This window comes from Streptomyces sp. LUP30 (assembly GCF_001746365.1).
Taxonomy (GTDB): domain Bacteria; phylum Actinomycetota; class Actinomycetes; order Streptomycetales; family Streptomycetaceae; genus Streptomyces.
Genome location: NZ_MJAJ01000008.1, coordinates 95,831 through 121,387, shown reverse-complemented (window position 1 = coordinate 121,387; position 25,557 = coordinate 95,831). Strand labels below are relative to the sequence as shown.

The window sequence follows — 25,557 nt, the reverse complement described above, 5'->3', positions numbered from 1 at the left end:
CGGTCGCACAGCCGGCCGACCGTGTCTGACCGGTCGCACAGCCGAGCGGCCGTGTCTGACCGTGTCTGGCCCTCTCGGGCCGGCCGCACGGCCGACGGATGTGTCAGTCCTCCCTCCTGATGGCCCCGGCCAGGATCCAGCCCTCCACCGCCTCGTACTGGCGGCGCTGTTCCTCTGCCTTGTGGCGGCCCGACAGCGCGGTTCCCAGCCAGCCGAAGGCGAAGCCGAGGGGGACGGTGACGATGCCGGTGGTGGTGAAGGGGAACCAGTTGAAGTCGGCCTCGGGGAAGGCTGCGAGGGGGGAGCCCGAGACGAGGTTGGTGCCCGGCATGAGGAGCAGGACGGACACGGTGCCGCCGATGAGGGTGGCCAGGAGGCCGGTGCGGGTGTACCGGCGCCAGAAGAGGCTGTAGACCAGCGCCGGGGCGAGCGCCGAGGCCCCGAGGCAGAAGGACAGGGTGACCAGGGGCTGGAGGCTGCGGTGCTGGACCTGGGTGGCCAGCAGGATCGTCGGCGCCCCGACGGCGAGCGCGGACAGCCGGGCCAGGAGCATCTCGCGGCTCGGTGACATCCGGGGGTTGCGGGCGGCGAAGACGTCGTGGGCCAGGGAGTTGGCGCAGGCGAGGATCATGCCGGCGACGGAGGCGAGCACGGTGAGGAAGATCGCCGTCGTGACCGTCGTGAACAGGAGGGTCTCGGCGGTGGAGATGTCGGGGCCGAACGCGCCCCGGGAGCCGAGCAGGTAGGCGGTGTTGCCGCGCGGGTCGGCCCCGGCGATCACCGCGCGGCCGACGAGCGCCGTCGCGCCGAAGCCGACGACCGTGATGACCAGCACGAACAGGGCGACGCCCGAGACCGCCCAGGACATGGACCGGCGCACCTGGCGGGCACTGGAGGCCGTGTACATGCGCATGGTGATGTGCGGCAGGCAGGCGCCGCCCAGCACGACGGACAACTGGGTGGTGATCATGTCCAGCCGGGGATAGGGACTGCCGGCGAACTCCAGGCCGGAGCGCAGGAAGGCGTCGCCGACTCCGCTGCCCTCGGCCGCCGCGTCGAAGAGCGCGCCGGGGTTCCAGTCGAAGCGGTACAGGACGATCAGGGCGATCGCCCCACCGGAGCCGAGCAGCGTCACGATCTTCAGCATCTGGATGAGGGCGGTGCCCTTCATGCCGCCGATCGCCGCGTAGCTGATCATCAGTACGCCCATGCAGACGATGCAGCCCGACTTCACGGAGTCGCCGGAGAACCCCAGGATGAAGGCGAGGAGCTGGCCGGTGCCGGCGAGCTGCACGAGCATCATCGGCAGCAGTGCGGCGAGGGTCACCGCGCAGGCCGTGATGCGTACCGCGCGTCCGGGCATCCGGCGGGCCAGCGCGTCGCCCATGGTGAACCGGCCCGCGTTGCGCAGGGGTTCGGCCAGCAGGAACATCAGCAGCATCAGGGAGAGCGCCGTGCTCAGGGCGAGGACGACGCCGTCGTAGCCGCACAGTGCGATCACGCCGCCGGTGCCCAGGACGGTGGCCGCGGAGATGTAGTCGCCGGCGATGGCCAGGCCGTTGCGCAGCGGGGAGAGGGAGCGGTAGCCGGTGTAGAACTCGTCGAGGTCGTCGCGGTCGGGGCCGGTCATCACGCACAGCAGCAGCGTGATGGTGGCGACCGCGGTGAACGCCACGAGGGACATGGTCTGTGCGTCGTCGCTGAACTCGGTCATCGTCCGGCCCCCTTGGGGTGGGTTTCCCGGGCGTCCCGCCTGGCGTCGGTTTCGGAGAGGTCGCGGATGCGCTCGGCGAGCGGGTCCACGCGGCGGCGGGCGGTGTACTCGTACACGACGATCGCGAGTCCGGTGACGGGGAGTTGGAGCAGGGCGAGCAGCAGTCCGGCGGGGAGTCCGGGGGCGACGGCGCCGGTCATCAGGGACGGCGCGAACGCGGACAGGACGAGGAAGGCGACGAAGTAGCCGAGCGCGGTGAGCGTGGCCACGCGACGCTGGCGGCGGTACGCGCCGCGCAGGACGCGCAGGTCGCTGTGGCGCCCGAGGGGGGCGTGGTGGGCGAGGCGCCGGCGTGGCGGTTCGGGCGGTGGGGGCGGCGGCTGCCAGGGGTAGGTGGGGTAGGCGGGGTCGGGGCGTGACGGGTGGTGGGACATCCCGCTCCTTGCATGGCTCGGTTCCGTGGCGGCGGACCGCAGGGAGGTGGGGGGTGCGAGGGACGCACGCTACTCGGGAGTACGCCCGCTGCGAAGGGTTTTCACCAAACTGGCCGGTCGGTATGCGCTTACTGTGCGGAACAGTGTCTGACCTGGGGTGTTACCGGCGTTAACCCCGCACCTCGCCGTCCGATCCCGCCCGTTCTCCTTGCCCGCACGCCGCCCGATCACGCCGGCTGATCTCGCCGCCCGCTCGGGTCCGCTCGCCGCCCGCTCGTGGTCCGTTCTCGTCGACCGCTCATGCCCCGCGCTCGCCGACCGTCCCCGGGTCGCGTCGCGCCGCCCCGCGGCTCACTCCGTCCGGACCGGGAAGCGGCGCGGCGCCAGCGTCAGCAGGACGACGAACGCCAGGGCCGCCGCGCAGGCCGCGCCCAGGTACACGGCGTGCACGGCGTCGGCGACCGCCCGGCGGGTCGCGTCGGGGGCGGCGCCGACGCCCAGGTCGCGGGCGAGCGAGTCGAGGTCGCTCGCGCCGCCGAGGCGGGCGGCCAGCACGCCGTTGGCCACCGCCCCGAAGAGGGTCGCGCCGACCGTCTGGCCCGTCTGTCGGCAGAACAGCACGGACGCGGTGGTCGTCCCGCGTTCCGACCAGCCGACCGTCGCCTGCACGCCGACGATCAGCGGGAGCTGGAAGAGGCCCAGCGCGGCGCCGAGCAGCAGCATCAGCGCCGTCGGCTGCCAGGCCCGGCCGGGATACGGCAGCAGCGGGAAGGCGAGCAGGATCAGGGTGGCCGCTCCGATGCCCAGCAGCGCGGTGTCCCGGAACCCGATGCGCCGGTAGACGTGCTGGCTGAGGGCGGCGGACAGCGGCCAGCTCAGGGTCCACACGGACAGCACGAACCCGGCGGTCACCGGCGCGAGACCCAGCACCGCCTGGGCGTACGTCGGCAGGAACACCGTCGGGGCCACCATCAGCAGGCCCAGTGCGCCCAGGGCGAGGTTGACCGCGGCGATCGTCCGGCGCCGCCACACCCAGCCGGGGATGATCGGCTCGGCGGCGCGGCGCTCGACGACCACGACGAGGCCGGCAAGCGCCAGCCCCGTGCCGAACAGGGTCAGCGACGGCGCCGACAGCCACGGCCAGGCCACCCCGCCCTGCACCAGCGCCGTCAGCAGCACTCCGCCGCAGGCGAACACCGCCAGCGCGCCCGCCCAGTCGACACGCGCGCGTGGCCGCCCCTCGCGCCGGGACCGCCGGTGCGGCTCGTGCAGATGACGGACGATCAGCCACAGCGCGGCCGCTCCCACCGGCAGGTTGACCAGGAAGATCCAGCGCCAGTCGGCGTAGGCGGCCAGCACCCCGCCCAGGCCGGGCCCCGCGACCGCCGAGAGCGCCCACACGGTGGACAGCTTCGACTGGATCTTCGGTCGTTCCTCCAGCGGGTAGAGGTCGGCGGCGAGCGTCTGCACGGTGCCCTGCAGCGCCCCGCCGCCCAGGCCCTGCACGACGCGGAAGGCGATCAGCGCCCCCATGCTCCAGGCCAGCGCGCACAGCAGCGAGCCGAGCAGGAACAGGGACGCCCCCGCGACCAGGACCGGCTTGCGGCCGAAGGTGTCGGAGAGCTTGCCGTAGACCGGCAGGGTGACGGTCACGGCGAGCAGGTAGCCGGAGAACAGCCAGGAGAAGACGGAGAATCCGCCCAGGTCGCCGACGATCTGCGGGACGGCCGTGGAGACGATGGTGGAGTCGAGGGCGGCCAGCGCCATGGACAGCATGAGCGCGGCGACCACCGCTCCCCGTCGGTGTGTCTGCGCCGGCCGCCCGGTCTCGCGTGTCGCGGGTCTCGTGTCCCCCACCGGATTCCTCCCCGTGTCCCTGTGCCCTGTGTCCCCGCCGCTCCGCCATCCGCCACTCCGTGTCCCGTGACCTGTGTCCCGTGACCCGTGTCCCGGTGTGCCGTGGCCTGACGCCTTCGTGGCCGATTCTCCGTGCCCCTTGCACCCATTTGGCGGAACCAAGCTTCCCACTTGAGGCTCACGCGACGGGAGGGTGCAGGCTGGGCGGGCCGGAGGGTGGAGACGACCCCGAGAGCTTCTCCACCCCGCGGTGGACGGCCCCTAGGGGTACCTCCGTACTACGGCTGGGGGAGGGTTCGTACTGACGGAGGAGGAGACGGGGCCCGAACGGTCCTTAACCTGGCTTTACGCCGTCGACGGGGGTGGACGGCGACCGGCAGGGGGGCGGTCAGCCCCCGTGTCGGGGGGTGGGGTTAACCCCCCGGGAAGACGGGCCCGAGCACCAGCGCGCGGGATCGCCTCCCGAGACAGACTCTTCGACGTAGCGCTTCACCGGCGAGCATCACCGGGCACCGCGTCACCGGGCACGGCGTCACCCGGCACCACCGCCCGCGGCGCCGCACCATGACTTCTGATATCCGACATAGGAGATTCACCGTGACATCGGCTGTGACCATTCCCAGGCACGGGGGCACTGGAGGGCGTACGGCCGTTGCCGCGCGGGCGCGGCAGGTCGTCAAGGCGTACGGATCCGGAGAGACCCGGGTCGTCGCTCTGGACCACGTCGACGTGGACATCGCCCGCGGTCAGTTCACCGCGATCATGGGCCCCTCGGGGTCCGGCAAGTCCACGCTGATGCACTGCCTCGCCGGGCTCGACACCGTCTCGTCCGGCCAGATCTACCTGGACGAGACCGAGATCACCGGGCTGAAGGACAAGAAGCTCACCCAACTGCGCCGGGACCGGATCGGGTTCATCTTCCAGGCGTTCAACCTGCTGCCCACGCTGAACGCGATAGAGAACATCACGCTGCCGATGGACATCGCCGGCCGCAAGCCCGACCAGGCGTGGCTGAACCAGGTCGTGGAGACCGTCGGCCTCGCCGACCGGCTCAAGCACCGTCCCACCCAGCTCTCCGGTGGTCAGCAGCAGCGCGTCGCCGTGGCCCGCGCCCTGGCCGCCCGCCCGGAGATCATCTTCGGGGACGAGCCGACCGGCAACCTCGACTCCCGCGCCGGCGCCGAGGTCTTGGGCTTCCTGCGCCGCTCGGTGGACGACCTGGGGCAGACCATCGTGATGGTCACGCACGACCCGGTCGCCGCCTCCTACGCGGACCGGGTGCTCTACCTCGCGGACGGCCGGATCGTCGACGAGATGTTCAAGCCGACCGCCGAGACCGTCCTGGACCGCATGAAGGACTTCGACGCGCGGGGGCGTACGTCATGACCGTGCTCAGAACCTCGATGCGCAACTTCTTCGCGCACAAGGGACGCATGGCGCTGTCGGCCGTGGCGGTCCTGCTGTCGGTGGCGTTCGTCTGCGGGACGCTCGTGTTCACCGACACCATGAACACGACCTTCGACAAGCTCTTCGCCGCCACCTCCTCCGACGTGACGGTGAGCGCGAAGGGCGCCTCGGACACCGGTGAGACGACCGCCGACAACGGCAAGCCGCCGGTCATGCCGGCCTCCGTGCTCGACAAGGTCCGCAAGGTGCAGGGCGTGAAGTCGGCGGAGGGATCGGTCTTCTCCAGCGCGGCGACCGTCGTCGACGCCGACAAGGAAAGCCTGTCGCCGTCCAGCGGCGCACCCACCATCGTCGGCAGCTGGAACGCCAACGAAGCCCGCACCATGAAGATCACCGAAGGTGCGGCGCCGAAGGGCTCCGACCAGGTCATGGTCGACGAGGACACCGCCGACAAGCACCACCTCAAGCTCGGCGACGAGATCGGCGTGATCACCGCGGTCGGCACGCACACCGCGAAGGTCTCCGGCCTCGCCGCCTTCCAGGTCACCAACCCCGGCGCGGCGATCTTCTACCTGGACACCGCGACCGCCCAGAAGACGCTGGTCGGCGAGCCGGACGTCTACACGAACGTCAATGTCACGGCCGCGGCCGGGGTCAGCGACGCGCAGCTGAAGAAGAGCGTCGCGGCCGAGCTCGGCGCCGGCTACAAGGTGCAGACGGCCAAGGAGGCGGCCGACGCCAACCGCAAGGACGTCGGCAGCTTCCTGGACGTCATGAAGTACGCGATGCTCGGCTTCGCCGGGGTCGCCTTCCTCGTGGGCATCTTCCTGATCATCAACACCTTCTCGATGCTGGTCGCCCAGCGCACCCGCGAGATCGGTCTGATGCGGGCCATCGGCTCCAGCCGCAAGCAGGTCAACCGGTCCGTGCTCGCGGAGGCCCTGCTCCTGGGCGTGGTCGGCTCCCTCCTCGGCGTCGGCGCGGGCGTCGGCATCGCCGTCGGCCTGATGAAGCTCATGAGCATGACCGGCATGAACCTCTCCACCGACGACCTCACGGTCGCCTGGACGACCCCGGTCGTCGGCATGCTCCTCGGCATCGTCGTCACGGTGCTGGCGGCCTACCTCCCGGCCCGCCGGGCCGGCAAGGTCTCCCCGATGGCCGCGCTGCGGGACGCGGGCGCCCCGGCCGACGCCAAGGCGGGCGTGGTGCGGGCCGTCATCGGGCTGCTGCTCACCGTCGGGGGCGGCGCCGGCCTGTATCTCGCATCCGTCGCCGACAAGGCGGCCGAGGGCTCGATGTGGCTGGGCCTCGGCGTGGTGCTGAGCCTGATCGGCTTCGTGGTGATCGGCCCGCTGCTGGCCGGCGGCGTGGTGCGGGTGCTGGGCGCGGTCCTGCTGCGTGCCTTCGGCCCGGTCGGGCGGATGGCGGAGCGCAACGCGCTGCGCAACCCGCGCCGCACGGGAGCCACGGGCGCGGCCCTCATGATCGGCCTCGCGCTGGTCGCCTGTCTGTCGGTGGTCGGCTCGTCCATGGTCGCCTCGGCCACGGAGGAACTCGACAAGAGCGTCGGCACGGACTTCATCATCCAGAGCGACAAGGGCCAGCGCCTGACCGACGAGGCCGTGCAGGCGATCAAGTCGACCTCGGGCCTGCAGCGGGTCACCGAGTACAAGGGGACCCAGGCCGACTTCACCACCCCCGACGGCAAGACCCTCGACAAGACGTCGATCACGGCGGCCGACCCGACCTACGCGACCGACCTGCGCGTCAAGACCGTCGCCGGCAAGCTCACCGACGCCTACCGGCCCGACTCCATGTCCGTCCACGAGAAGTTCGCCGAGGACCACAAGATCAAGCTCGGCTCCAGGATCGCCGTGGCGTTCCAGGACGGCTCCACCGCACAGCTGACGGTCCGCGCCATCACCAGCAGCGACGGCGTCATCGACCAGGGCGCGATGTACACCTCCATCGCCACCCTGAAGAAGTACGTCCCGGCCGGCAAGGTGCCGCTGGACCAGCTGGTCTTCGCCACCGCCAAGGACGGGCAGCAGGACAGCGCGTACACCGCCCTGAAGTCGGCGCTGCACGGCTTCCCGCAGTACACCGTGCGCGACCAGACCGACTACAAGCAGCAGCTGAAGGACCAGATCGGGCAGCTGCTGAACCTGATCTACGGTCTGCTCGCCCTCGCGATCATCGTCGCGGTCCTCGGCGTGGTGAACACCCTGGCCCTGTCGGTGGTGGAGCGCACCCGGGAGATCGGCCTCATGCGGGCGATCGGCCTCTCGCGCCGCCAGCTGCGCCGCATGATCCGCATGGAGTCGGTCGTCATCGCCCTCTTCGGCGCGCTGCTCGGCCTCGGACTGGGCATGGGCTGGGGCGCGACCGCCCAGCGGCTGCTCGCCCTGCAGGGCCTGAACGTCCTCGAGATCCCGTGGCCGACGATCATCGGCGTGTTCATCGGCTCCGCGTTCGTGGGCCTGTTCGCCGCACTGATCCCGGCGTTCCGGGCGGGCCGCATGAACGTCCTGAACGCGATCGCCACGGACTAGCACCGCGGGACGGACAGGGCCGCACGGCCCGGCACCGAGGAGGACGGGGGTCTTCTCGGTGCCGGGCCGTCCGCGCGTCCCGGGCCGTCCGGCGCCGCTCGGCCCGTACGGGGGCAGCCCTACGGGGCCGACCTCGGGGGCACCCCGGAGGGCGCACGGGCCCGACCCGCCCCGGGGGCTGTCCACAGCCCCCGGCGAACGTCCGCGCCCCGTCGTACGCTGGACGCCCCCGGCCCGTGACACGCGTCGGGCCCTTCGCGTTGCCCACCCCGGACCCGGTGCGCCCTGATCCCGAACAGGACGGGACGTGCCCGGCCCCTCGGACAGAAAGCCCCCCATGAGCCTGCACGGTCTGCTCGACGCCGTCGTCAAGGACGCCGCCCTCGCGGAAGCCATCCCCGCGGCCGCCGACGGCAACCGCATGCACGTCGACCTGGTCGGCCCGCCGGCCGCCCGCCCCTTCGCGATCGCCGCCCTCGCCCGCGAGACCGGCCGCACGGTCCTCGCCGTCACGGCCACCGGCCGCGAGGCCGAGGACCTGGCCGCCGCCCTGCGCTCGCTGCTCCCGGCCGACGGCGTCGTGGAGTACCCCTCCTGGGAGACGCTCCCCCACGAGCGCCTCAGCCCCCGCAGCGACACCGTGGGCCGTCGCCTGGCCGTCCTGCGCCGCCTGGCCCACCCGCGCCCCGACGACCCCGAGACCGGCCCGGTCTCCGTCGTCGTCGCCCCCGTCCGCTCGGTGCTCCAGCCACAGGTCAAGGGCCTCGGCGACCTGGAGCCGGTGGCCCTGCGCTCCGGACAGACGGCCGACCTGAACGAGATCGTCGAAGCCCTCGCCGCAGCCGCCTACGCGCGCGTGGAGCTCGTCGAGAAGCGCGGCGAGTTCGCCGTGCGCGGCGGCATCCTGGACGTGTTCCCGCCCACCGAGGAACACCCCCTGCGCGTCGAGTTCTGGGGCGACGACGTCGAGGAGATCCGCTACTTCAAGGTCGCCGACCAGCGCTCCCTGGAAGTGGCCGAGCACGGCCTGTGGGCCCCGCCCTGCCGTGAACTCCTCCTCACCGACGACGTGCGCACACGCGCGCGTGACCTGGCCGAACTCCACCCCGAGCTGGGCGAACTGCTCGGCAAGATCGCCGAGGGCATCGCCGTCGAGGGCATGGAGTCCCTCGCCCCGGTGCTCGTCGACGACATGGAGCTGCTCATCGACGTCCTGCCCAAGGGCGCGATGGCCGTCGTCTGCGACCCGGAGCGGGTCCGCACGCGCGCCGCCGACCTCGTGACCACCTCCCAGGAGTTCCTGCAGGCGTCCTGGGCGGCCACGGCCGGCGGCGGGGACGCGCCCATCGACGTCGGCGCGGCCTCCCTGTGGTCCATCGCGGACGTCCGCGACCGCGCCCGCGAGCTGGACATGATGTGGTGGTCGGTGTCGCCGTTCGCCGCCGACCTGGAGCTGGAGGCGGACACCCTCCAGCTCGGCATGCGCGCCCCCGAGACCTACCGCGGCGACACCGCCAAGGCCCTCGCCGACACCAAGGGCTGGCTGGCCGACGGCTGGCGGGTCGCCTTCGTCACCGAGGCGCACGGCCCGGCCGCCCGCACGGTCGAGGTCCTCGGCGGTGAGGGCGTCGCCGCCCGCCTGGACAGCGACCTGACCGAGCTGAGCCCCTCGGTCGTGCACGTCTCCTGCGGCTCCATCGACTACGGGTTCGTCGACCACGCGCTGCGCCTGGCCGTCCTCACCGAGACCGACCTGACCGGCCAGAAGGCGGCGGGCAAGGACGGCGCGCGCATGCCCGCGCGCCGCAGGAAGACCATCGACCCGCTCACCCTCGAGGCGGGCGACTACATCGTCCACGAGCAGCACGGTGTGGGCCGCTACATCGAGATGGTGCAGCGCACCGTCCAGGCCGCCACGCGCGAGTACCTGGTCGTGGAGTACGCGCCCGCGAAGCGCGGCCAGCCCGGCGACCGCCTCTACATCCCGACCGACCAGCTGGAGCAGATCACCAAGTACGTCGGCGGCGAGGCCCCCACGCTGCACCGGCTCGGCGGCGCCGACTGGACGAAGACGAAGGCGCGCGCCAAGAAGGCCGTCAAGGAGATCGCCGCCGACCTGATCAAGCTGTACAGCGCGCGGATGGCGGCCCCCGGCCACGCCTTCGGCGCCGACACCCCCTGGCAGCGCGAACTGGAGGACGCCTTCCCCTACGCGGAGACGCCCGACCAGCTCACCACCATCGCCGAGGTCAAGGACGACATGGAGAAGACGGTCCCGATGGACCGTCTGATCTGCGGCGACGTCGGCTACGGCAAGACCGAGATCGCGGTCCGTGCCGCCTTCAAGGCCGTCCAGGACGGCAAGCAGGTCGCCGTCCTCGTGCCGACGACCCTGCTCGTGCAGCAGCACTTCGGCACGTTCAGCGAGCGGTACGCCCAGTTCCCGGTGAAGGTGCGCGCCCTGTCCCGCTTCCAGACCGACACGGAGGCGAAGGCCACCCTGGAGGGTCTGCGCGAGGGCTCGGTGGACATCGTCATCGGCACCCACCGCCTGTTCTCGTCGGAGACCAAGTTCAAGGACCTCGGCCTGGTCATCGTCGACGAGGAGCAGCGCTTCGGCGTCGAGCACAAGGAACAGCTGAAGAAGCTCCGCGCGAACGTGGACGTCCTGACGATGTCGGCCACCCCCATCCCCAGAACCCTGGAGATGGCGGTGACGGGCATCCGCGAGATGTCGACGATCACCACACCCCCGGAGGAGCGCCATCCGGTGCTCACCTTCGTCGGACCGTACGAGCAGAAGCAGATCGGCGCCGCGGTCCGCCGTGAACTGCTGCGCGAGGGCCAGGTCTTCTACATCCACAACCGGGTCGAGTCGATCGACCGCGCGGCCGCGCGACTGCGCGAGATCGTGCCCGAGGCGCGCATCGCCACCGCCCACGGCCAGATGTCGGAGACCGCGCTGGAGCAGGTCGTCGTCGACTTCTGGGAGAAGAAGTTCGACGTGCTCGTCTCGACGACGATCGTCGAGTCCGGCATCGACATCTCCAACGCCAACACACTGATCGTGGAGCGCGGCGACACCTTCGGCCTGTCCCAGCTGCACCAGTTGCGCGGCCGCGTGGGCCGGGGCCGCGAGCGCGGCTACGCCTACTTCCTCTACCCCCCGGAGAAGCCCCTCACGGAGACCGCCCACGAGCGGCTCGCCACGATCGCCCAGCACACCGAGATGGGCGCGGGCATGTACGTGGCGATGAAGGACCTGGAGATCCGCGGCGCGGGCAACCTGCTCGGCGGCGAGCAGTCCGGCCACATCGCGGGCGTCGGCTTCGACCTGTACGTCCGGATGGTCGGCGAGGCCGTCGCGGACTACCGGCGTCAGCTGGAGACCGGCGAGATCGAGGAGGAGCCGCCGCTCGAGGTCAAGATCGAGCTGCCGGTCGACGCGCACGTCCCGCACGACTACGCGCCGGGCGAGCGGCTGCGTCTGCAGGCCTACCGGGCCATCGCCTCCGCCAACTCGGAGGAGGACGTCAAGGCCGTCCGCGAGGAACTCGTCGACCGCTACGGCAAGTTGCCGGAGCCGGTTGAGAACCTGCTGCTGGTGGCGGGGCTGCGGATGCTGGCCCGCGCGTGCGGCGTCGGCGAGGTCGTGCTCCAGGGCGCCAACATCCGGTTCGCCCCGGTGGAGTTGCGCGAGTCGCAGGAGCTGCGCCTGAAGCGGCTGTACCCCGGGTCCGTCATCAAGCCTGCCGCGCACCAGGTCCTCGTGCCGCGCCCGAAGACTGCGAAGGTCGGCGGCAAGCCGCTGGTCGGGCGCGAACTGCTGGGCTGGGTGGGCGAGTTCCTGGCGACGGTGCTGGGCTCGTAGAACACCCGCGGCGGCCGCCACCGCAGCGCGCCGCGCGGGCGCACTCCGGTGGCGGCCGTCGTGGACGCCGTGGTGGAACGGCGCCGGGCCGCGCTGTCGGGCCGGCCCTGTCCGGGCCGTGCCGGTGGCAGCGGCATGGGCGCCCCAGGCCGGTCGTGGACGGCCCGGCGGCCCGGACGGCCCGGACGCGGAAGCCCGGTCGACCGGGCGGCGCGACCGGGCCGCGAGTGGTCCCTCCAGGGCCGAAGCGGGCGGGCTACGGCTGTTCGGGCCGGTCCTCGTCCATGCCGAGCCGCTCGTGCAGCTTCCGCTGCCCGGTGTCGACCTGGGACTCGTACTTGTCGCCCGTCTTCTCGTTGACCGTCCGTTCGGCGGCGTCGGACATGTCCCTGGCCTTGTCCTGGGCCGCCTTGTTGCTCTTGAACCTGTCGAAGATGCCCATCCAGAGCTCCTTTGCGAACGTGACTACCCACCGACGATATTCCCGAGATGCGGCAAATGCCCACTTGAGCCTCCGGTGGTCTGGACCGCCCGCTGCCTCCGTGCGCCCCTCGCTAGGGTGTGTGCCGGTCCCCAGCAGGGGAATCCGCCCTGTGCGGGGTGGCAGCGGGCAGGCAGGGGAGGGGCGCGTGAAGCGTCTGAGGGGCGGAGCGGCGGTCGCCGCCGTGCTGATGTGTGCCGTGACGGTGTCCGGGTGCACCGACCAGATCACCGGCTCGGGAGCCGGTGCGGGCACCGGCCCCGGAGAGGCCGGAGCAGGGGCGACGGCCGGTGGCGGAGCGGCTCTCGCCGCGGCGAGGTCGCTGCCCGTGAAGGGGCGTGCGCCCAAGACCGGTTACGACCGGGAGAAGTTCGGCGCCGCCTGGGCGGACACGGACTCCAACGCCTGCGACACCAGGGACGACATCCTCAAGCGCGACCTGGACCAGGTGAGGTTCACCGGCGGCCACTGCAAGGTGTCCTACGGCGTGCTGGAGTCCGACCCGTACTCGGGCAAGGACGTGACCTACCGGCGGGGCAGCAGCAAGGTCGACATCGACCACATGGTCGCCCTGTCCGACGCCTGGCAGAAGGGCGCCAAGTACTGGGACGCGTCCAAGCGGATAGCCCTCGCCAACGACCCGCTCAACCTGCTGGCGGTGGACGCGAGCACCAACCGCTCCAAGGGCGACGGCGACACGGCGACCTGGCTGCCGCCCAACAAGGGCTACCGGTGCACCTATGTCGCGGCGCAGGTGGCGGTGAAGAAGAAGTACGGACTGTGGGTCAGCGAAGCCGAGAAGTCAGCGATGGAGAAGGTCCTGACGGCCTGCCCCGGCCAGAAACTCCCCGTCGGCGGCAACCCGACGAAGGCGCCGGGGCGCTTCCACGCGGGCTGAACACCCGGTCGTCGGCCGGGGTTTCCCGCTGCGGGTGCGTGGCATCGCAGCGCCCCGGCGACGTCGGCGCCCCGGTGGCGGCCGCGGCCGCCACGGCTACCGCCCGTACGGGTAACCCTGCTGGTAGGGGTTGGCCTGCGTCGCCCCGTACGCCGGGGCCGACTGCCGCGGCCTGTTGTCGAAGACCGCGAACAGCAGCAGCACCGTCGCGGTCGCCAGGGCCGTCAGGAACGTGACGCCGAAGAAGGCGTCCCCGTCGTCGTTGTCCGAGACCGCCGTCATGGTCACGATCACGCACTCGTACAGGGAGAACGCCCCGACGGCCGTCCAGTCGGAGGGCAGCCCGCGGCGGATCGCCACGTACAGGAAGGGCACCCACGCAAGGAAGCCCAGTGAGCCCCACACCAGGACCGTCCAGGCCAGCCGCTGGAACCAGCCGCCCTCCAGCCGTCTGTCCCCGCCCGTCGCCGTCGTCGGCATCGTCATGTCGCCCCCCAAGTCACCAGGGAGCCAGGGTAGGGCACGGGCCGACCGGGACGCGGACCGTGTCGGGGCGTCGCGTCTTTACCGTGACATGGCTGATTCTTGCCGCTCTGCGGGCTTCGCGTTTCCCGATCACTGGGACGCCGCGGGGTACCGTGCGATCCGTTTTGCGGTGCGGAACGTCGAGACGACGCCGTATCGTCGTGCCCCGAACGCAGAACCACAGGACTCCGGTGCCACGCAGCGCACCACGGAAGGCCTGGCGGGACACAGTCGTACGCGCCGTCGGCGCTGTGCGCACACACGAACGATGGGGTGGGGGATGGCCGAGCACCGGCAGTCCAGGAAGCGCAGATACATCACGTGGGGCGTGGCCGGCGCGGCCGTTCTCGCGGGGGCCGGCATAGCCGCCCAGACCTCCATGGCGGCCACCACCTGGCCCGCCCAGAAGACCTACACCGGCCGCGCGTTCGACGCCTGCACCGCACCCTCGCTGGCGGCGATGAAGGCGTGGAAGACGGACGGCTACTACGGCGGCGCGGCCGTCTACGTCGGCGGCAAGAACCGCGGCTGCGCGCAGCCCAACCTGACCGCTTCCTGGGTGAAGTCGGTCAACGCGGTCGGCATGAGGCTCATCCCGATCTACGTCGGCGCCCAGCCGCCGTGCCAGACCGGCTCGAGCCCCGAGAAGATCACCGCCGCCACGGCCACCTCCCTCGGCGCGACCGACGGCACGGACGCGGTCGCCAAGGCCTCGGCACTCGGCATGAAGGCCGGCAGCGCGATCTACCTCGACATGGAGCCCTACGACATCACCAACAAGGCGTGCAACGACGCCGTGCTGGCGTATGTGCGCTCCTTCACCAAGACGCTCCGCGCCAAGATCTACCGGAGCGGCTACTACGGCTTCAGCAGCTCCAGCGCCAAGGCGATCGCCACCGCGACGAACAAGACGGACCTGCCGGGCAACCTCTGGTACGCCCTGTGGGACGGGAAGTACACCACGACCACCGACTGGCCCTGGGGCGCCACCCAGTTCACCGACCACAGCCGCGGTCACCAGTACCAGGTCAACAGCAAGGAGACCCGCGGCGGTTACACGATCACCGTGGACCGTGACGCGTGGGACGCCCCGGTCGCCATCGTCGGCTGATCGGACCCACCCGGGACCGGAGGGGGAGCCGGAGATGAGGATCGTCTTCGCGGGAGCGGTCGCCGGCGCGATGCTGCGCACGCCCGGCGCGCGACGGCCACCGTCCGGCAGGGCATGCGGGACGCGTCCCTGAAGACGCACGCGCGCGTGCGCTACGCGCAGGTGACCGGCGAACAGAGCGCCGGCAACGCGCGCCCCTTCCCCAACGGCCTCCTCCAGTGTTCCTGCGACGTCGTCCTGGCCGTCGGAGACCCCGGGTCACCGCGGCCCGGGCGACGGCGCCGCAGTACAAGGCAGTACAAGAAGGTCGGCTTCGTCCTGGTGGGCGACGCCACGCGCGCGAACGTGAACGTGCGCACGGCCGCCACGGGCGACGGCCTGCGCGCGGACGTCGCGGACGGGGTCGAGCACGCGGTGGACACGCGGGGCTGAGCGCTCGCACCGACGAGCGGGCGGCGGCCGGGCGCGGCGGTGCCCGAAGTCCTGGTGAATCGTTGGTCGAATGGGTTGGCCCCGGGCCCGCCACTGCCTACCATCGATCACCGCAAGACTTTGTGCACCGTCGCACAATCTCCTCGGGAGGTTTCCTTGCACCGCCGTCGCCGCACCGCGCTCCTGCTGTCCGCCGTGATCGCGGCGGCCCCTCTTCTGGCCGCCTGCGGGAGTGACGCGCATCCCGGCGCGGCGGCCGTCGTCGGCGGGCAGCGGATCACCGTCGCGCAGCTGGAGAGCCGGGTGAAGGAGGTCCGCGCCGCCCAGCGCGCCGCCTTCACCGACGACACGCAGTACGCGCAGGCCCTCGCCCAGACCGGCACCCTCACCCGCGACACCCTGCACAGCATGGTTCTCGACCGTGTGCTGCAGCGGGCCGCCGAGGACGCGGGCGTCACCGTCACGCCCCACGAGGTGCAGCAGATGCGGGCCGGCCTGGAACAGCAGGCCGGCGGCGCGGAGGGGCTCCGCAAGGCGTGGCTCCAGCAGTACGGCATCCCGCCGCAGCGCCTCGAAGACAACCTCCGCCTCCAGCTGGAGGCCCAGAAACTCGCCACCGAGCTCGGCACGAACACCAGCCAGCCCGCGTTCTGGAACGCCCTGTCCAAGGCGTCCAAGTCCCTCGGCGTCGACCTCAACCCGCGCTACGGCAGCTGGGACGCCCGCAAGGTCGCCCGCGTCGACGCGAAGACCCCCTGGGTACGCGAGACCTCGACGGCGGGAACCCAGCAGACGACGTGACGGCGCCGCCCCGCCGCCCCGACCGGTATGACGAATGCGCCGGGCCTGTGGACAACTCCTGGGGCCGTCGGCGGGTGTGGGTTACGTTCGGGGTGTGAACGCATCCAGCCCGCCCAGCGGCCGCCCGGCCGGCGGCCCCGCCGCGGTCTTCGAGGCCCCCTCGGCCTCCGGCCGCATCGTCCTGCTCACCACCAGCCACCGCGTCGCCCCCGGCCTGCTGTCCTGGCCCGCCTGGCAGGCCCTGCGCACGGCGGACCAGGTGCTGTGCGCGGACGGCGCGCATCCGCAACTGCCCTATCTGCGGGACGCCGGGCTCACGGTCGAGGAGACGTCCCCGACCGCCGAGGGCCTCGTCGCCGCCTGCGAGGGCGGCCGCACGGTCGTGGTCGTGGCGACGGGCGAGGGCGAGCCGGCGCTCACGGACGGGCTGGCCCGGCTGGCGGGCTCCGGACGCGTGGCGATGCCCGAGCTGGAGCTGCTCCCCGCCTCCTACGACCTGCCCGGCGCCCGCCTGCTCGACCTCGTCCAGGTCATGGACCGCATCCGCGCCGAGTGCCCCTGGTCCTCCCGGCAGACCCACCGGGGGCTGGCGAAGTACGCGGTCGAGGAGTCGTACGAACTGGTCGAGGCGATCGAGGACGGCGACCGCGACGAGCTCCGCGAGGAACTGGGCGACGTTCTGCTCCAGGTCGTCTTCCACGCCCGCATCGCCGAGGAGGACGCGGAGTCCCCGTTCTCCGTCGACGACGTCGCGGGCACGATCGTCGCCAAGCTCATCCACCGCCACCCCCATGTCTTCGGCGACGCCACGGCCACGACCCCGGAGGAGGTCAAGGCGCACTGGCTGCGCACGAAGGCGGACGAGAAACGACGCGAGTCCGTGACGGACGGCGTCCCCCTCCACCAGCCCGGACTGGCCCTCGCTGCCAAGCTGGTGGCCCGGGCCCGGACGGCGGGACTGGACGTGCCGCTCCCGACGGCCGACGGCATAGGCGCGGTCGGCACGGGCCCAGGGGACACGGGCGCAGAGGACGAGGACACGGAGGGCAAGGACGCAGGAGGCAGGGACGCGAGGGGCACGGGCGCCGGCGGCATCGGCTACGAACTGCTCGCCCTCGCCGCCCGCGCGGAGTCCGAGGGCGTGGACCCGGAGGCGGCGCTGCGGGCGGCGGCGAGGGCGTACCGGGACGCGATCCGGGCTGCCGAAGGGGTGGCCGGTTAGCGGGGCCTCCTCGGCGAACCCGCTGCCCGAGTGCCCGAGTGCCCGAGTGCCCGAGTGCCCGCGCCCCTGCTGCCCGCCCACCTGGCTGACCGCGCACCTACTGCCCGCGTACTTGGTGCGGGCGAAGGAACCCGCGGAAGCGGAAGCGGCTCGTCGGCACGGCCGGGCCGCCGGCACCGCCGGGCCGCCGGGCCAGGCCTTGCGGGTGCGCGCGCAGGTCTCGCCCGGGGCCCCGCTACCGTCGTGGAGTGACCAACCAGCCCCGCCCCCAGGCCGACGTCCCGCCCGCTCCCGAGCTGTTCACCTGGGAGTTCGCCACCGACCCCTACCCCGCCTACGCCTGGTTGCGCGAGCACGCCCCCGTGCACCGCACCGAGCTGCCCAGCGGTGTCGAGGCCTGGCTGGTCACCCGGTACGCCGACGCGAAAGAGGCCCTCGCCGACCAGCGGCTGTCCAAGAACCCCGCCCACCACGACGAGCCGGCCCACGCCAAGGGGAAGACCGGCATCCCCGGTGAGCGCAAGGCCGAGCTGATGACGCATCTGCTGAACATCGACCCGCCCGACCACACCCGGCTGCGTCGGCTCGTCAGCAAGGCGTTCACGCCCCGCCGGGTCGCCGAGTTCGCGCCCCGGGTGCAGGAGCTGACCGACCGCCTCCTCGACCGGTTCGCGGACGAGGGCGAGGCCGACCTGATCCATGACTTCGCCTTCCCCCTGCCCATCTACGCCATCTGCGACCTGCTGGGCGTCCCGCGCGAGGACCAGGACGACTTCCGGGACTGGGCGGGCATGATGATCCGGCACGGCGGGGGGCCGCGTGGCGGTGTCGCGCGGTCGGTGAAGAAGATGCGCGGCTATCTGCTGGAGCTCATCCACCGCAAGCGCGCGGAGCTGCCCGCTCGGCCGGACCCCGGCGAGGACCTCATCTCCGGCCTGATCCGCGCCTCGGACGACGGCGAGCACCTCACCGAGAACGAGGCGGCGGCCATGGCCTTCATCCTGCTGTTCGCGGGCTTCGAGACGACGGTCAACCTCATCGGCAACGGCGCCTACGCCCTCCTCACCCACCCCGAGCAGCGTGCCCGCCTCCAGCGGTCCCTCACCGAGGACGGCGGCGACCGTTCCCTGCTGGAGACCGGGATCGAGGAACTCCTGCGCTACGACGGCCCTGTGGAACTGGCGACCTGGCGGTTCGCGACCGAGCCGCTCCGCATCGGCGGTCAGGACATCGCGCCCGGCGATCCCGTCCTCGTCGTCCTCGCGGCAGCCGACCGCGATCCGGCGCGCTTCACGGATCCCGACGCGCTCGATCTCTCCCGCCGTGACAACCAGCATCTCGGCTACGGCCACGGCATCCACTACTGCCTGGGCGCCCCGTTGGCCCGGCTCGAGGGCCGGACCGCGCTGGCCACCCTTCTCACCAGGCTGCCCGACCTCCGACTGGCGGCGGATCCGGCCGAGTTGAGGTGGCGGGGCGGGCTCATCATGCGTGGACTGCGGACGTTGCCGGTGCAGTTCACCACGGAGCGTTCCGGTGCATGACCGGCCCGGATCTGATCACATGTCAGCCGGAGTGTGACCATTCGGCGCAGCAAAGGTGACCGGTCCTCAACTCTGTGATCTTCACGTGATCTGCGCGGCATGAACTTGTGACAAGTGATCGTCTGCCGATACGTTCACTCGTCAGCGCGACGGGCCGGTCTCGGACGCCGCGCCGGTACTGCTGTCCAGAGAAAGGCCCCTCGCATGCTCTCCGGGAACGGTCGACACCGTCGCCCCCGTCAGGCCCCGGCCCTCCTCGTCGCGGCCGGGGTGACCGGCTCCGCCATCGCCATCCCGCTGCTCGCCGCCTCCGGTGCGAGCGCCGCAGACGGCACGGTGTGGGACAAGGTGGCGCAGTGCGAGACCGGTGGCTCGTGGAGCGCCGACAAGGGCGACGGCGAGTTCGGCGGCCTGAGTCTCAGCCAGAAGGACTGGGAGACGTACGGCGGGCTCGACTACGCGACGCGCCCCGATCTGGCCAGCCGCAACCAGCAGATCGCGGTGGCGCAGAAGGTGCTCGCGGCCCAGGGCATCGGCGCGTGGGGGACCTGCGGGCTGACCTCCGGCCTCACCAAGGCGAACGGCGCGCTGACCGTGGACACGGGGCTGGCGGACGACTCCTCAGGTTCGTCCTCCTCCGGATTGTCCGATCTGTCCAGAGGTTTGTCCGGATCCTCGGGATCCTCCGGCTCCTCGGGCTCCTCCGACGCGTCGGGCGACGGCTCGTCCGACGAGAAGAGCTCGTCCGACTCGTCCGCCGATCCGTCCAGTTCACCCTCGGGGTCCTCTTCCTCCCCTTCCTCACCTTCGTCCTCTTCACCCTCTTCCTCCGCCGCGGCGGGCGACTCCACCGGCTCCGCCGGGGGCAAGGGTTCGGCCGGTGCGGGCGGCGGGGGAACGGTCGACGGTTCGCCCTCGGTAAGCCCAGAAGTGGACGAGTCGGACAAGTCGGTCCAGGATGTGGGCTCTTGGAGTCTCGTCGACACCGGCTCTCTCGGCTCCGGCCGGCATCGCGGGGTCACGGCCGACGAGGACACCGTCAAGAGCGCCACGGACGTCGCGCCGAACGTCGCCGCCCCCGCGTCCGCCGGCCGGCACGCCGCGGCCACGTATGTCGTCCAGGAGGGGGACTCGCTCGTGTCGATCGCCGACTCCCTTGACCTCGACGGCGGATGGCGCGCCCTCTACGCCGAGAACAAGGACCTCATAGGCGCCGACCCGAGCGACATCGCCCCCGGTCAGACCCTCGACACAGGGGTCCATTAGGGCGCAAAACCCGGTAAAAACAGCGGGAGTTCGCGTCACACTTCGCGCTGAATGTCCGGTTTGGTGAAAGTGTGGGATGAGTCTCAGAAGCCCTGATCGTCTTTGAAATTCGGCGGATCACGTGTCTACGGTCGAGGCCGCTCGGCAACCCGAGCCCCGGCCGTCGCAACGCCGAATCCTGCCAGCGGCAGCCCGGGAACAGTCGTCGCGTCAAGCGCCGTAGGCAGGAGCGGGGGACCCAAGGTAAGCGCCGGGACCGGCTGTTGAGGCTGGATCCGGCTTGGGGTGAAGTCACCCCTCCAGGAAGCAGTGCTTCCGCGGAGGAGTGACCGGGCAACTCACACGGCCCGAACCCGACAGCTCACCTCGCAGGCGTCGGTGAGGGGATCCACCATGCTGTTTTCCGCCAAGGGCAAGCACCGTCGTCCGTCCAAGGCCACCCGCGCCGCCGCTCTGGCCGGCGTCACCGGTGTCGCCATCGCCGCTCCGCTGATGGCGGCCGGCAACGCCTCCGCCGCCACCGCCTCCGAGTGGGACACGGTCGCCCAGTGCGAGTCCGGCGGCAACTGGTCCATCAACACCGGCAACGGCTACTACGGCGGCCTGCAGTTCTCGGCCTCCACCTGGGCCGCGTACGGCGGCACGCAGTACGCCGCGCAGGCCAACCAGGCCTCCAAGTCGCAGCAGATCTCCGTCGCCGAGAAGGTCCTCGCCTCCCAGGGCAAGGGCGCCTGGCCGGTCTGCGGCACGGGCCTGTCCGGCGCCTCCTACAACGGCGGCTCCGACTCCTCGAGCTCCTCCGGCTCGTCCAGCTCCTCCGGCTCGTCGGACAGCGGCAACACCACCCGCTCGGCCGAGAAGCAGACCGCCTCCCGCTCCACCGACCGCCCGGCCGCCTCCAAGACGGTCACCACCCCGACCGGCAAGAAGGTCAAGAAGGGCGACGGCGAGTACAAGGTCGTCAAGGGCGACACCCTCAGCTCCATCGCCGAGAAGCACAAGGTCAAGGGCGGCTGGCACAAGCTGTTCGAGCTGAACAAGGACATCGTCGAGGACGCGAACCTCATCTTCCCGGGTCAGCAGCTGCACCTGAAGTGACACCCCGCTCCCTGAGAAGCCACAGCGCCCCCACGACCGAGGTCGGCACACTGAAGACCTCTTGAGGGCCACCCCCCGTCCCCACGGGCCCCCCGCTCCGGTGCGTGTTCCCCCGTACGCATCGGAGCGGGGTTTCTCTTTGCCCGTTCGCCGTCTCCCGGCAACCTTTCTCCGCCACCCCCTTTGTTCCGGGCGTGAACAATAGGTACGGTCTGTCTGTCCACGGGACGGTCGGTCGGCTGACGACGGCCCGGGGGCGGTTAGGCTCTAGTCGCAAGGCTCGCCGAAGGCCGTCATGGCCCGCGGGCCCCGCACAACCAGCGTCACATCCCAAGAAGGAGATGCTCGTGCCGTCCATCGACGTCGTCGTAGCCCGGGAAATCCTGGACTCCCGAGGCAACCCCACGGTCGAGGTCGAGGTCGGCCTCGACGACGGCAGCACGGGTCGTGCCGCCGTTCCGTCCGGCGCTTCCACCGGCGCCTTCGAGGCCGTCGAGCTCCGCGACGGCGACCCCAACCGCTACCACGGCAAGGGTGTCGAGAAGGCCGTCCTCGCCGTCATCGAGCAGATCGGCCCGGAGCTCGTCGGCTACGACGCCACCGAGCAGCGCCTGATCGACCAGGCCATGTTCGACCTGGACGCCACCGACAACAAGGGCTCGCTCGGCGCCAACGCCATCCTCGGCGTCTCCCTCGCCGTCGCCCACGCCGCCTCCGAGGCCAGCGACCTGCCGCTCTTCCGCTACCTGGGCGGCCCGAACGCGCACCTGCTGCCCGTTCCGATGATGAACATCCTGAACGGCGGCTCGCACGCCGACTCCAACGTGGACATCCAGGAGTTCATGATCGCCCCGATCGGCGCGGAGTCCTTCTCCGAGGCGCTGCGCTGGGGCGCCGAGGTCTACCACACCCTCAAGAAGGTGCTGAAGACCAAGGGCCTGTCCACCGGCCTCGGCGACGAGGGCGGCTTCGCCCCGAACCTGGAGTCCAACCGCGCCGCGCTCGACCTCATCATCGAGGCCATCCAGCAGGCCGGTTACATCCCCGGCGAGCAGATCGCGCTCGCGCTCGACGTCGCCGCGTCCGAGTTCTACAAGGACGGCAAGTACGAGTTCGAGGGCAAGTCCCGCTCGGCCGCCGAGATGACCGAGTACTACGAGGAGCTCGTCTCCGCGTACCCGCTGGTCTCCATCGAGGACCCGCTGTTCGAGGACGACTGGGCCGGCTGGAAGGTCATCACCGACAAGCTGGGCGACAAGGTCCAGATCGTCGGCGACGACCTCTTCGTCACCAACCCCGAGCGCCTCGCCCGCGGCATCGAGGAGGGCTCCGCGAACGCCCTGCTCGTCAAGGTGAACCAGATCGGCTCGCTGACCGAGACGCTGGACGCCGTCGAGATGGCCCAGCGCAACGGCTTCAAGTGCATGATGTCCCACCGCTCCGGCGAGACCGAGGACGTCACCATCGCCGACCTCGCCGTCGCGGTGAACTGCGGTCAGATCAAGACCGGCGCCCCGGCCCGCTCGGACCGCGTCGCCAAGTACAACCAGCTGCTGCGCATCGAGGAGATCCTCGACGACGCCGCGGTGTACGCCGGCCGCAGCGCGTTCCCGCGGTTCCGCTCCGCGAACTAGCACGGCAGGGGCCGGCCCCACCCACCAGGGGCAGGGCCCAGCCAGTCGTACGTACGTCCCCGTACTCGGTCCCGTACCGTGTGCGGGGACGTACGCACGTGAAGGGGGGTGGCACATGTCCGTACTGTGCTGTGCCGGGGGACGGCCCCCGGGCCCCCGGCCAGCAGGCGCCAGGAGTACTGATGCGAGGTGAGCTCTCATGACCGGCCGGGACCGGTTCTCCACCGCGACCAGGATCAAGCTGCTCGGCGAGCAGACCGCGGCCCGGGTCTACCGCTCCCAGACGAAGCGCCAGGCCCGTCGCTCCCGGCTCACCGGACGCGCGGCCCTGCTGGCGCTCGTCCTGTGCACGCTGATCGTCGCCCTCGCCTACCCCATGCGCCAGTACGTCTCCCAGCGCGCCGAGGTCGCCGATCTGGAGCGTGAGAAGCAGCAGGCCAGCGAGCGCGTGCAGCAGCTGCGCGACCTGAAGGCGCGCTGGCAGGACGACGCGTACGCCGAGCAGCAGATCCGACAGCGGCTGCACTACGTGCTGCCGGGGGAGACCGGCTACATCGTCGTCGACCCGGACGCGGCCCGGCAGTCCCGCGCCGACCTCGGGGCGGCGGACCGCCCCTGGTACTCGAACGTCTGGGACGGGGTCGACTCGTCGGACGCCTCCGACCAGTGACCGACCGATAGAAAGACAGGCATGGAAACAGCCCCGCCGACCACCCCGCGCACCGAGCCCACCGACGCGGACGTCGAGGCCTTCAAACAGCAGCTCGGACGTCCGCCGCGCGGTCTGCGCGCGATCGCGCACCGCTGCCCGTGCGGGCAGCCGGACGTCGTCGAGACGGCCCCACGGCTCCCCGACGGCACTCCCTTCCCGACGCTGTACTACCTGACGTGCCCGAAGGCCAACTCGGCGATCGGCACGCTGGAGGCGAACGGCGTGATGAAGGAGATGACGGAGCGGCTGCAGGCCGACCCGGAGCTCGCCGCCGCCTACCGCGCCGCGCACGAGGACTACGTCCGGCGCCGGGACGAGATCGAGGAGCTGAAGAACTTCCCCAGCGCGGGCGGCATGCCGGACCGGGTGAAGTGCCTGCACGTGCTGGTGGCGCACTCCCTGGCGGCGGGCCCGGGCGTGAACCCGCTCGGTGACGAGGCGCTGGCGATGCTCCCGGAGTGGTGGCGCAAGGGCACGTGCGTGACCCTCGCTGCGGACTCCGCGACGGACTCCGCGACGGACTCCGCGACGGACTCCGCGACGGACTCCGCGACGGACTCCGCGACGGACTCCGCGACGGACTCCGCGACGGAGGAGCCCCGGTGACGCGGGTCGCCGCCGTCGACTGCGGCACGAACTCCATCCGGCTGCTCGTCGCCGACGCCGACCCGCGGACCGGCGAACTCGTCGACCTGGACCGCCGGATGACGATCGTCCGGCTCGGCCAGGGCGTCGACCGCACCGGCCGGCTCGCCCCCGAGGCGCTGGAGCGGACCTTCGCCGCCTGCCGGGACTACGCGGCCGTCGTCAAGGAGCTCGGCGCGCAGCGGCTCCGCTTCGTCGCCACCTCCGCCTCCCGGGACGCGGAGAACCGGGACGAGTTCGTGCGCGGCGTGCTGGACATCCTGGGCGTCGAGCCCGAGGTCATCACCGGTGAGCAGGAGGCCGAGTTCTCCTTCACGGGGGCCACTCGGGAGCTCACCGGCCGCGAGGACCTCACCAGGCCCTACCTGGTGGTCGACATCGGCGGCGGCTCGACCGAGTTCGTCGTCGGCGACGACCGGGTGCGCGCCGCCCGCTCCGTCGACGTGGGCTGCGTGCGGATGACCGAACGCCACCTGGTCGTGGACGGGAAGGTCACCGATCCGCCGACCGAGCGCCAGATCGCGGCCATGCGCGCCGACATCGAGGCCGCTCTCGACCTCGCCGAGCGGACGGTCCCGCTGCGCGAGGCGCACGCCCTGGTCGGCCTGGCCGGCTCGGTCACCACGGTCTCGGCGATCGCCCAGGGGCTGCCGGAGTACGACTCCGCGGCCATCCACCACTCGCGTGTCTCGCACGACGAGGTCCGCGGGATCACCGAGCGGCTGCTGCGCTCCACGCACGCCGAGCGCGCGGCGATCGGCGCGATGCACCCGGGCCGGGTGGACGTGATCGGGGCGGGCGCGCTCGTGCTGCTGGCGATCATGGAGCGGATCGGCGCGCAGGAGGTCGTCGTGAGCGAGCACGACATCCTCGACGGCATCGCCTGGTCGGTCGCGTAGCGGGTGTCCGACCCGCTATCGGGACTCTGCTGAGCAGGCAGGATGCCCGGATGAGCACAGCCGAGGGGCCCTTTGCGGCCCCTCGGAGGCGTTCTCGCGACACCCCGTCGGGAAAGTTCGTGAAGTTCTTCACAAGGAATTCGGCCCTGTCGGAGGACGAAGGCGTCCCGGTTGACCCTTCCGGGGGCCGAACTGCCGTGTGAACGTGTTCAAAACAGGCGGGCGCGGACGTATCGCGGGGGGTTCGGCAGGGGGTGGACCGGGGCCCTCACGGCACCCTCCGAAACCCGGAGAGGCAGCTCACGCGGCATTGACAACGTCACGCCCTACACGCTGGTTCCCTCTTCGCGCCATGATGTGGATCACGCGAGCGGCGGAGGATAGCACACACCCTCTGCAAGCTTGTGAAGGGGCGCACGAGCGACCCCCCTCGAGCGGGTGGATACTCGAT

At 71.5% G+C, this 25,557-nt stretch carries 20 protein-coding genes and 1 riboswitch; of the genes, 15 read left to right on the top strand and 5 right to left on the bottom strand.

Going from position 1 to position 25,557, the window contains the following annotated elements:
- Nucleotides 1–103: 103 nt before the first annotated feature.
- The 3 genes from BG482_RS10075 to BG482_RS10065 form a co-directional block, all read right to left on the bottom strand.
- Nucleotides 104–1,714, bottom strand: coding sequence for a cation acetate symporter (locus BG482_RS10075; protein ID WP_069768589.1), 1,611 nt, complete (start codon nucleotides 1,712–1,714; stop codon nucleotides 104–106).
- Nucleotides 1,711–2,148 carry a DUF485 domain-containing protein gene (locus tag BG482_RS10070; protein ID WP_069768588.1) on the bottom strand — a complete coding sequence of 146 codons (438 nt, stop codon included), beginning with the start codon at nucleotides 2,146–2,148 and terminating at the stop codon, nucleotides 1,711–1,713. Before BG482_RS10070 ends, BG482_RS10075 begins: the two co-directional genes overlap by 4 nt.
- A 351-nt stretch (nucleotides 2,149–2,499) precedes the next feature.
- On the bottom strand, nucleotides 2,500–4,005 hold the full coding sequence (locus BG482_RS10065; RefSeq protein WP_069768587.1) for an MFS transporter: 1,506 nt from the start codon (nucleotides 4,003–4,005) through the stop codon (nucleotides 2,500–2,502).
- Nucleotides 4,006–4,602: 597 nt separating this feature from the next.
- On the opposite strand from BG482_RS10065, the gene BG482_RS10060 reads away from it, so the two are divergent.
- From BG482_RS10060 to mfd, 3 genes are all read left to right on the top strand, one after another.
- Nucleotides 4,603–5,391 (top strand): ABC transporter ATP-binding protein, encoded by a 789-nt coding sequence (locus BG482_RS10060; RefSeq protein WP_069768586.1) that lies wholly within the window; start codon nucleotides 4,603–4,605, stop codon nucleotides 5,389–5,391.
- Nucleotides 5,388–7,967: an ABC transporter permease gene (locus BG482_RS10055; RefSeq protein ID WP_069768585.1), complete on the top strand. Its 2,580-nt coding sequence runs from the start codon at nucleotides 5,388–5,390 to the stop codon at nucleotides 7,965–7,967. The genes BG482_RS10060 and BG482_RS10055 overlap by 4 nt, the downstream gene beginning before the upstream one ends.
- Before the next feature lie 337 nt (nucleotides 7,968–8,304).
- Nucleotides 8,305–11,838 carry a transcription-repair coupling factor gene (gene mfd / locus BG482_RS10050; RefSeq protein ID WP_069768584.1) on the top strand — a complete coding sequence of 1,178 codons (3,534 nt, stop codon included), beginning with the start codon at nucleotides 8,305–8,307 and terminating at the stop codon, nucleotides 11,836–11,838.
- 256 nt (nucleotides 11,839–12,094) lie between these two features.
- Here mfd and BG482_RS10045 read toward each other — a convergent pair whose 3' ends face one another.
- Nucleotides 12,095–12,280: an antitoxin gene (locus BG482_RS10045; protein WP_069768583.1), complete on the bottom strand. Its 186-nt coding sequence runs from the start codon at nucleotides 12,278–12,280 to the stop codon at nucleotides 12,095–12,097.
- A 187-nt stretch (nucleotides 12,281–12,467) separates the two neighbouring features.
- Here BG482_RS10045 and BG482_RS10040 point away from each other — a divergent pair, with 187 nt between their 5' ends.
- On the top strand, nucleotides 12,468–13,217 hold the full coding sequence (locus BG482_RS10040) for an HNH endonuclease family protein (protein ID WP_069768582.1): 750 nt from the start codon (nucleotides 12,468–12,470) through the stop codon (nucleotides 13,215–13,217).
- 96 nt (nucleotides 13,218–13,313) lie between these two features.
- Here BG482_RS10040 and BG482_RS10035 read toward each other — a convergent pair whose 3' ends face one another.
- A complete protein-coding gene (locus BG482_RS10035) occupies nucleotides 13,314–13,703 on the bottom strand; it encodes a hypothetical protein (RefSeq protein WP_069768581.1) in 390 nt (129 codons plus the stop codon).
- A gap of 319 nt (nucleotides 13,704–14,022) precedes the next feature.
- Between BG482_RS10035 and BG482_RS10030 the strand changes: the two genes are divergently transcribed.
- The 11 genes from BG482_RS10030 to BG482_RS09980 all read left to right on the top strand — a co-directional run bounded on the left by BG482_RS10030 (nucleotide 14,023) and on the right by BG482_RS09980 (nucleotide 25,106).
- Nucleotides 14,023–14,853, top strand: a complete 831-nt coding sequence (locus tag BG482_RS10030) for a glycoside hydrolase domain-containing protein (RefSeq protein WP_069768580.1) — start codon at nucleotides 14,023–14,025, stop codon at nucleotides 14,851–14,853.
- Nucleotides 14,854–14,967: 114 nt separating this feature from the next.
- On the top strand, nucleotides 14,968–15,285 hold the full coding sequence (locus tag BG482_RS10025; RefSeq protein ID WP_069768579.1) for a hypothetical protein: 318 nt from the start codon (nucleotides 14,968–14,970) through the stop codon (nucleotides 15,283–15,285).
- A 156-nt stretch (nucleotides 15,286–15,441) separates the two neighbouring features.
- On the top strand, nucleotides 15,442–16,086 hold the full coding sequence (locus BG482_RS10020; protein ID WP_069768578.1) for a SurA N-terminal domain-containing protein: 645 nt from the start codon (nucleotides 15,442–15,444) through the stop codon (nucleotides 16,084–16,086).
- 94 nt (nucleotides 16,087–16,180) lie between these two features.
- Entirely contained in the window at nucleotides 16,181–17,308 is a 1,128-nt protein-coding gene (locus BG482_RS10015; protein WP_069768577.1) for a nucleoside triphosphate pyrophosphohydrolase, read from the top strand.
- A 248-nt stretch (nucleotides 17,309–17,556) separates the two neighbouring features.
- A complete protein-coding gene (locus tag BG482_RS10010) occupies nucleotides 17,557–18,852 on the top strand; it encodes a cytochrome P450 (RefSeq protein WP_069768576.1) in 1,296 nt (431 codons plus the stop codon).
- Nucleotides 18,853–19,056: 204 nt separating this feature from the next.
- Nucleotides 19,057–20,118 (top strand): transglycosylase family protein, encoded by a 1,062-nt coding sequence (locus BG482_RS10005; protein ID WP_069768575.1) that lies wholly within the window; start codon nucleotides 19,057–19,059, stop codon nucleotides 20,116–20,118.
- 205 nt (nucleotides 20,119–20,323) lie between these two features.
- Nucleotides 20,324–20,508: riboswitch (cyclic di-AMP (ydaO/yuaA leader) on the top strand.
- A 3-nt stretch (nucleotides 20,509–20,511) separates the two neighbouring features.
- A complete protein-coding gene (locus tag BG482_RS10000; protein ID WP_069768574.1) occupies nucleotides 20,512–21,216 on the top strand; it encodes a transglycosylase family protein in 705 nt (234 codons plus the stop codon).
- A 341-nt stretch (nucleotides 21,217–21,557) separates the two neighbouring features.
- Nucleotides 21,558–22,850: a phosphopyruvate hydratase gene (gene eno, locus BG482_RS09995; RefSeq protein WP_069768573.1), complete on the top strand. Its 1,293-nt coding sequence runs from the start codon at nucleotides 21,558–21,560 to the stop codon at nucleotides 22,848–22,850.
- 199 nt (nucleotides 22,851–23,049) lie between these two features.
- Nucleotides 23,050–23,520, top strand: a complete 471-nt coding sequence (locus BG482_RS09990; RefSeq protein ID WP_069768572.1) for a septum formation initiator family protein — start codon at nucleotides 23,050–23,052, stop codon at nucleotides 23,518–23,520.
- Nucleotides 23,521–23,541: 21 nt separating this feature from the next.
- The gene (locus BG482_RS09985; protein ID WP_256096323.1) at nucleotides 23,542–24,168 is read left to right on the top strand and encodes a DUF501 domain-containing protein; all 627 of its coding nucleotides are present in this window, start codon (nucleotides 23,542–23,544) and stop codon (nucleotides 24,166–24,168) included.
- Nucleotides 24,165–25,106: a Ppx/GppA phosphatase family protein gene (locus BG482_RS09980; protein ID WP_069768571.1), complete on the top strand. Its 942-nt coding sequence runs from the start codon at nucleotides 24,165–24,167 to the stop codon at nucleotides 25,104–25,106. Before BG482_RS09985 ends, BG482_RS09980 begins: the two co-directional genes overlap by 4 nt.
- Nucleotides 25,107–25,557: the final 451 nt, after the last annotated feature.

Coding starts and splice junctions, on each gene's coding strand:
- BG482_RS10075 (WP_069768589.1), bottom strand. CDS start 1,714: ATGACCGAGTTCAGCGACGACGCACAGACCATGTCCCTCGTGGCGTTC.
- BG482_RS10070 (WP_069768588.1), bottom strand. CDS start 2,148: ATGTCCCACCACCCGTCACGCCCCGACCCCGCCTACCCCACCTACCCC.
- BG482_RS10055 (WP_069768585.1), top strand. CDS start 5,388: ATGACCGTGCTCAGAACCTCGATGCGCAACTTCTTCGCGCACAAGGGA.
- mfd (WP_069768584.1), top strand. CDS start 8,305: ATGAGCCTGCACGGTCTGCTCGACGCCGTCGTCAAGGACGCCGCCCTC.
- BG482_RS10045 (WP_069768583.1), bottom strand. CDS start 12,280: ATGGGCATCTTCGACAGGTTCAAGAGCAACAAGGCGGCCCAGGACAAG.
- BG482_RS10035 (WP_069768581.1), bottom strand. CDS start 13,703: ATGACGATGCCGACGACGGCGACGGGCGGGGACAGACGGCTGGAGGGC.
- BG482_RS10030 (WP_069768580.1), top strand. CDS start 14,023: ATGGCCGAGCACCGGCAGTCCAGGAAGCGCAGATACATCACGTGGGGC.
- BG482_RS10025 (WP_069768579.1), top strand. CDS start 14,968: ATGCGGGACGCGTCCCTGAAGACGCACGCGCGCGTGCGCTACGCGCAG.
- BG482_RS10005 (WP_069768575.1), top strand. CDS start 19,057: ATGCTCTCCGGGAACGGTCGACACCGTCGCCCCCGTCAGGCCCCGGCC.
- BG482_RS10000 (WP_069768574.1), top strand. CDS start 20,512: ATGCTGTTTTCCGCCAAGGGCAAGCACCGTCGTCCGTCCAAGGCCACC.
- eno (WP_069768573.1), top strand. CDS start 21,558: ATGCTCGTGCCGTCCATCGACGTCGTCGTAGCCCGGGAAATCCTGGAC.
- BG482_RS09990 (WP_069768572.1), top strand. CDS start 23,050: ATGACCGGCCGGGACCGGTTCTCCACCGCGACCAGGATCAAGCTGCTC.
- BG482_RS09985 (WP_256096323.1), top strand. CDS start 23,542: ATGGAAACAGCCCCGCCGACCACCCCGCGCACCGAGCCCACCGACGCG.